Source organism: Streptomyces sp. CBMA123, assembly GCF_014596465.1.
GTDB lineage: Bacteria > Actinomycetota > Actinomycetes > Streptomycetales > Streptomycetaceae > Kitasatospora.
This window is the reverse complement of the sequence record NZ_MECK01000642.1, coordinates 23,457-30,337: the sequence shown is the minus strand read 5'-3', so window position 1 is coordinate 30,337 and position 6,881 is coordinate 23,457. Positions and strand designations below refer to the sequence as shown.

The 6,881-nt window shown below is 76.8% G+C and carries 3 protein-coding genes; 1 reads left to right on the top strand and 2 read right to left on the bottom strand.

Annotated features, from left to right (window positions below):
* Positions 1-192 precede the first annotated feature (192 nt).
* Positions 193-3,330 (bottom strand): lantibiotic dehydratase, encoded by a 3,138-nt coding sequence (locus BG452_RS45110; RefSeq protein ID WP_188310225.1) that lies wholly within the window; start codon positions 3,328-3,330, stop codon positions 193-195.
* Between the two features lie 92 nt (positions 3,331-3,422).
* On the bottom strand, positions 3,423-3,560 hold the full coding sequence (locus tag BG452_RS45105; RefSeq protein ID WP_188310224.1) for a hypothetical protein: 138 nt from the start codon (positions 3,558-3,560) through the stop codon (positions 3,423-3,425).
* 298 nt (positions 3,561-3,858) lie between these two features.
* On the opposite strand from BG452_RS45105, the gene BG452_RS45100 reads away from it, so the two are divergent.
* Positions 3,859-6,873, top strand: a complete 3,015-nt coding sequence (locus BG452_RS45100) for an AfsR/SARP family transcriptional regulator (RefSeq protein ID WP_317621542.1) — start codon at positions 3,859-3,861, stop codon at positions 6,871-6,873.
* Positions 6,874-6,881 lie beyond the last annotated feature (8 nt).

Below are 6,881 nucleotides of genomic sequence, written 5' to 3'. Positions count from 1 at the left end.
CGGGCCCCCCCCTCCCGCGCCCCCCCCTCCCCCCCGCCCCCCCGGCGCCCGCCCCCCCCCCCCCCCCCCCCCCCCCCGCCCCCGCGGCGGCCACCCGCTCGGGGTCGGCGAGCCGTTCGGCGGTGGCGGCGACGGCTGCGGCGGCGCGTTCGCGCAGCGGCGTGATGGTGATGGCGCGGTCGGTGGAGGGGCTCATGCGATCGCTCCTGCGGCTCCGGCGGCTCCGACGGGTTCGACAGCTCCGGCGGCTCCGATGGCTCCGGCGGTGCCGAGCGCGGCCAGCCGTCCGTGGTAGGCCCGGACCGTGCGCCGGGCCAGGGCGAGCGAGCGTTCCTCGCCGGTGCGGTCCACTCCGATCAGCCGGTTGTGGTGCAGGTGCAGCAGCGCGCCGAGCGCGGTGTCGGTGCTGCTCCAGCGCTCGTCCAGGCGTGCGCGGTAGGCGGCCAGGGCGGCCGCGCGCTCGTCCCAGGAGGCGAGGAGGTCGCTGCCGCCGGGAAGTCGGCCGAGTTCCGTCCAGTGGCCGCTGGGGTCGATCAGGGTGCGGGCCTGTTCCCTTACGGCCGGGGGCAGTTGGTGCCGTTCGGTGGCGCGGTAGCGGCGGGTCAGCAGTCCAAGGTCGCCGAAGTGGTGTGCCAGGTCGACGTAGTTGGCCGCGACCAGGGTCAACGGGTCGAGGTTCAGGCGCCGTTCGCGCAGCAGCCGCAGCTGGACCAGGCAGGAGCGGCTGTCTGCCGCGAACACCCGCTCGGCGGCCGCCATCGCCGCCGGGCCGCCGTAGCGTTCCAGTTCGGGTTCGTAGCCGTCCAGGACGAGCCGCTCGGCGAGTCCGGCGGCGGCCAGCCGGTCGGCCCAGGCGCCGAGGGCGGGCAGCAGTTCGGCGCAGAGCGCGGCCAGGCTGCCGTGGAAGCGCAGTCGCAGGTGCGGCTGCGGGTCGAGGTAGCGGATGAAGAACCAGCGGTCGACCGCCGCCGGCAGTTCGGCCAGCAGCTCGGGAAGCTGTCGGCCGAGCAGTTCGTCCTGCCGGGCGGTGGAGCAGTACAGCTTGGCGTACAGCCAGGGCGAGGAGCCGGGGCTGTGCACCGTCCGGCGCCGGGGCGGGGCCACGGCCGGGGTGCGGGCCGTCCCGGGGGAGCGGCGGACCAGCGGTAACGCCAGCTCGTTGCTGCGCCCGCCCTCGCCGAGCCAGCCGGCCGGCTCCTGCGGCACCTCCTGGAGGTGGCCGTCGGCGGAGCCGGTCCAGGCGTGGTGCAGCAGCTCCCGGTGCCGGTCGTCCGCCAGGTCGAGCGTGATCCGCTGGTCCTCGCTGACGCTCTGCACCACGCGCGGCACCCGCCAGCGGCGCCGCCACTCCTCCAGCCGGGTCGACCACCGCTCGTACGGAAGGGCGGCGTCGCGCAGCGCAGCGTCCTCGGGGCGCCAGCGGGCCGGGCTGAGCACGGTGCGGCCGTGCCGCACCCGGGGCAGGAAGGGCAGCGCGTCGGCGGCGCCCCAGCGCCAGCGCGGCCAGGCGCCGACGCCGCTGCGCGAGAGCTCGTCCAGTAGCCGGGCGGCGTTGGGCGCGTGGACGTCGGTGGCCAGCATGTGCGGCAGTGTCGGCACCACCTCGCGGCCGAGCCGGCGGGAGACCACGGCGAGCCGGGCGTGGTCGGCGACCACCGCGAGGTCGGCGAGGCCGAGGGTGTCCGCCGCCGTACGGTCGGCGAACTGGGCGAGCGTGACGGTGTACGGCAGCAGCTGCGGCACCCGGGCCACGTTGCCGGTGTGGGCGCGCGGGGTGCGGAAGTCCAGCTGGGCGCGGACGGCCTCCGGGTTGTCGGTGGGCAGGGTGCGCACCGTCTCGGTCAGCGGTCGGCCGGCCTCGCCCAGCAGCGGGGCGAAGCGGCCCGCCATCGCCCCGGCGGTGGCGCCGACGCCGCTCACCACCAGGGTGAACGCGCCCTCCGCGAGCGCCTCGGGCGAGGCGGCCCGCAGCTCGACCAGCAGGTCCAGTGAGGGCGGCGCGGTGTCGGTGGTGCCGTCGTCGGTCGTGCCGCTGCCGGTCGGGTCGCCGAGTCGGGCCAGCAGTGCGTCGTCGAGCACCAGCTCGCGCTCGCCGCCGGCCGCGGCCTGCTGGGCGAGCGCCAGCAGCAGGTCGTCGCGCGGGTCGGCGGGCTCGCCGGGCCGCAGCGCCCGGGTGCTGCGCGGCAGCAGGTAGCCGGCGGGCGCGCCCAGGCCGCGCTCGGGGTCGAGCAGTTCGAGCAGCGGTACGGCGCGGCCCAGGCCGTACCGCTCCAGGAAGTCCTCGTGGTACTGCCGCAGATGAGCCGGCCCCGGTCGCCCCGCCGAGACCGCCCACAGGGCGTCCGCGGCCCGCTCGACCTCCCGGCGGACGGCGGGCGGCAGCCGCACCTCGACGTCCAGGCCGAGGTCGACCTGCACCAGCCGCTCGGCGGGGTGCAGCCGCCGCATCCGTTCGGTGAGGGCCCGCCAGCGGGGCAGTCCGGCGCCGGGAGCGGTGCGCTCGTAGGCGGCCAAGTCGTCTTGCACGGACCGGAGTTCGTCCGCGATCGGGAGGTCGGACAGCCGGGCCAGCAGGTGCCCGATCGGATCCGGCTCGGTGGCCGGCGGCAGCAGATCGGTCAGCAGGATCTGGGTGCGGACCAGCTCGCCCAGCAGCCAGTCCACCGCCGCGTCCTCCACCTGCGGGTGGGCGGCCAGCACGGCCCGGTGCAGGTCCGTCCAGGACAGCGGCTCGGCGGCGTGCTCCAGCACGGTGCGGATCGCCGCGGTACGGCGGACCGACAGCTCCCGCCCGGCCGTGCGCTGCTCCGCGCCCGGAACCGGGAGGTAGGGCAGCACCAGGCGGTCGTCGCGCACCTGGCACAGGTCGTTGGCGGTCACCCGCAGCCCGCGCAGCACGGGCTGCTCGCGCTCCAGCGCGGCGACCAGCCCGGTCAGCCACTCCTGGTCGGGCCGGGCCGCCTTGCGCGGTCGCCCGCCCCAGCGGACGGCGGGGCGGTCGGCGAAGCGGGCGGTGGCGACCCCGGCCGTCAGGCCGAACGGGGTGGCCCGGTCGGACATCCGCAGCCGGTACCGGGTGAGCGCCCGGGCCGCCTTGCGCAGCTGCTTGGGCCGCACCGGCAGCCCCGCCTCGACCAGGTCGAGCACCCGGCTGAGCGAGGGGCTGGAAACGGCGACGGCCTCGCGCAGCAGGTCGTCGCGGAGTGCGGCGCGCAGCTGGTCGAGGTCGGTGTCCCGCGGGGCGGGGTGTTCGGGCAGGGCGCGGGCCGGCCGGACGGCGGCCCGCAGCAGGGCGACCTCGCCACAGGCGAAGGTCGGGCTGTCCGGCATGGCGGGCTCTCCTACAGGGGGCGGAGGGGGAGGCGGTGGGTCCGGTGCGGCGGCCGGGGGGGGAAAGGGGCCGCCGCACCGGGAACTCGACGTCAGTCGCAGCAGCGCGAGTTGCGGGTCGAGTTGCAGGAGAACGGCCAGGAACCGCTGGCGGCCGCGTTCTGCGCCTCGGTCTCCTCCTGGGCCGGGGCGCTGATCTCCAGGACGTCGAGCTCGAGGATGTCGTTCATGGCGAACCACCTTGTCAACGGGATCCAGTGTGTTGTCGTCAGACGAACCGGCTCACCGGTGTTCCGTAGGCTCCGCGACCCTTCCGGCATCAGAAACACTAGGCAGGACCGATCAACGCTCGATCGACCGAAGGTCAACGCCCGCGCGGCCCCGATCGACGGCCGATCAACGCGGCCGTGCAGCGCCCCCGCCGGTGCCGCTCGGGTCTCGGCACCGGGCCCTTCGTCTGCTTACTCTGTGCACCGAACGAATGAAGATCGACAGCCGCGTGACCCGCGGCCGAACAGGGGGCACGGCGTGGTCGAAGGACTCGTGGGGCTCGGGTTCTCGGTGCTGGGACCGATGCGCGGCCGGCGTGACGGCGAAGCCCTGCGGCTCGGCAGTCCGCAGCAGCAGGCGATGCTCGCCGTCCTGCTGCTGCGCCCGGGCGGGGCCGCGGGTGCGGCCGACCTGATCGAGGCGCTCTGGGGCGAGGAACCGCCCCAGGCCGCGATCACCACCGTGCGCACCTACGCCTGGCGGCTGCGCAAACTGCTGGAACCGGGCCACGGCACGCCCGCCGTCCTGGTCTCACTCGGCGACGGCTACCGGCTGGTGCTGCCCCCGGAGGCGGTGGACGCCCAGCGGGCCGAACGGCTGGCGATCCGCGCCGAGGCCGAGGCGACGGCCGGCCGCCCCGCACAGGCGCGCGAACTGCTCAACGAGGCACTGGAGTTGTGGCAGGGCGAACCACTGGCCGGGATCCCCGGCCCGTACGCCCAGCGCCAGCGCGACCGGCTCGGGGAGCTACGGCTCGCCCTGCTGGAGGAACGCCTCGACCTCGACCTGACGCTCGGCCGGGCGGCCCGTTGCGTCCCCGAGCTGACCGCGCTGACCACCGAGCACCCGCTGCGCGAGCGGCCGCACACCCTGCTGATGCGGGCGCTCAGCCGCAGCGGCCGGCAGGCCGACGCCCTGGCGGCGTTCCGGCGGGTGCGCGAGGTGCTGGTGGAGCAGCTGGGCGTCGAGCCGGGGCCGGAGCTCTCCGAGTTGCACCGGCGGATTCTGAGCGGGGAGGAGTGCGAGGGGGCCCCGGCGGAGCCGCAGGTGGTCGTGGAGGCGGCGGATGAGGCTCCGGTGCCGCCCGCAGCCCCCTCCGGTGCGCCGAGACCAGCCCAACTCCCTCCCGCACCAGGCGACTTCGTCGGCCGATCGGCCCAGGTCGAGACCATCCGGGCCGCCCTCAGCGCCCCGGCCCGGGACGCCCTGCCGATGGTGTCCGTGGTCGGCATGGGCGGTGTCGGCAAGACGGCGCTGGCCGTCCACGCCGCCCACGGCGTCCGCGGCGCCTTCCCCGACGGCGAGCTGTACGCCGACCTGCGCGGCGCCGACGCCCTCCCGGCCAGCCCCGCCGACGTGCTTGCCGCCTTCCTGGCCGCGCTCGGCACCCGCCCCGAGGCCATCCCCGACAGCACCGCCGACCGCACCGCGCTGTTCCGCTCGCTCACCGACGGCCGTCGCCTGCTGGTCGTCCTGGACAACGCCCGCGACACCGCGCAGATCCGCCCCCTGCTGCCCGGCTCGCCCGACTGCGCCGCGCTGGTCACCAGCCGCACCCGCCCCAGCAGCCTGCCCGCCGCCGTCCAGCTGGACCTGGACGTCTTCACCCCCGAGGAAGCCGTCGACCTGCTCGGCCGGGTGATCGGCCGGCCCCGCCTGGACGCCGAGCCGCAGGCCGCCCTGGACCTGACGGCGGCCTGCGGCTACCTGCCGCTCGCCGTCCGCATCACCGCCGCTCGGCTCGCCGCGCGCCCGCGCTGGACCGTTGCCAGCCTCGGCGAGCGGCTCGCCGACGAACAGCGCCGGATCGACGAGCTGCGGATGGGCGACCTGGCCGTCGGCGCGGCCTTCGAACTCGGCTACCGCCAGCTGACCCCCGACCAGGCCCGTGCCTTCCGGCTGGCCGCCTGGTGCGAGGGCCCCGACCTCGGCCTGGACGCCGCCGCGGCACTGCTCGACCTCCCGGCGGACGAGGCCGAGGAACTGCTGGAGTCCCTGGTCGACGCCGCGATGCTGGACTCGCTCACCGCCGGCCGCTACCGCTACCACGACCTGCTGCGCGGTTTCGCCCGTCGGACCTCCCGCACCTCCCGCACCGCCCGCGCTGACGGCGCCGACGACACCGAGGAGGAGACGGCGGCCCGCGCCCGGCTGCTCGGCCACCTGCTGGCCGGCGCCCGTATGGCGTTCCAGCTCGCGGTGCCCGGCGACCCGGTGGCCGGGGCGCTCGGTGACGCCGGCACCGACGGGCACGAGAGCGGTGGCCCGGTACTCCGGGACCTGTCCGCGGCGCGGGCCTGGGCCCGGGCGGAGGGCCCCGGCGCCATCGCGCTGGCCGGGCGGATCGCCGGCGAGGCCGGCCCGGGTACCCGACTCCGCCCGGTGACCGACCTGTTGATCGCCCTCAGCCCCTTCGGACCCGGCGAACTCGGCGACCGGCTGGAAGCAGCGGTGCTCGCCCTGGTCGGCGCCGCCACCACCGGCGGCGACCGCTTCGCCGAAGGCCGGGCCCGGTTCCTGCGCTTCGGGCTCGCCCTCGCCGCCACCCGGCTGGACGAGGCCCGCGCCGAGGCGGAACTCGCCGAACGGGCCAGCCGCGCGGCCGGCGACACCGTCATCCTGCGCCAGGTGCTCAACGGCCTCGGCGTGATCGCCCAGACGCTGCGCCACAACGAGGAGGCGATCCGCCGCTTCGAGGAGTCGGTCGATCTCGCCCGCGAACTGGGCCACCGCTCCGGTGCGGTGACCGGCACCGTCAACGCCGCGCTCGCCAAGGTCCGGCACGGCCGGGCCGAGGAGGCGGCCGACACCTGCGAGCGGGTCCTGCCCGAGGTCCGCGCACTCGGCGACACCGCCGGCACCGCGTACACCCTCTACGTCCTCGGCCTCGCTTTGCACGGCCTCGGCCGCTACCAGGAGGCCGCCGACCGCTGCCGGGAGTGCCGGGCCGTCGCCGCCGCCGCGGGCCGCCGCGACCGGGAGGCCCTGGCGGGCGTGCGCCTCGCCGAGTGCCTGCTCGCCCTGGGCCAGGCCGGACAGGCGGCCGAGGAGGCGGAGACGGCCCTGGCCATCACCGTGGCGACCGGCGCCCGCCGCGACCAGGGGTACGCACTGGTCGTCCTCGGCCGTTCCCTCGCCGAACTCGGCCGCCCGGCCGCCTCCCGGGAGCGCCTGCACGAGGCGCACGCCATCTTCGAGAGCCTCGGCCTCCCGGACGCCGCCGACGTCGCGACCCTCCTCGGCGAGCTGGTCACCCTGCCCGCCGAGGAGTGAGCACCGGG

Coding starts and splice junctions, on each gene's coding strand:
- BG452_RS45110 (WP_188310225.1), bottom strand. CDS start 3,330: ATGCCGGACAGCCCGACCTTCGCCTGTGGCGAGGTCGCCCTGCTGCGG.
- BG452_RS45105 (WP_188310224.1), bottom strand. CDS start 3,560: ATGAACGACATCCTCGAGCTCGACGTCCTGGAGATCAGCGCCCCGGCC.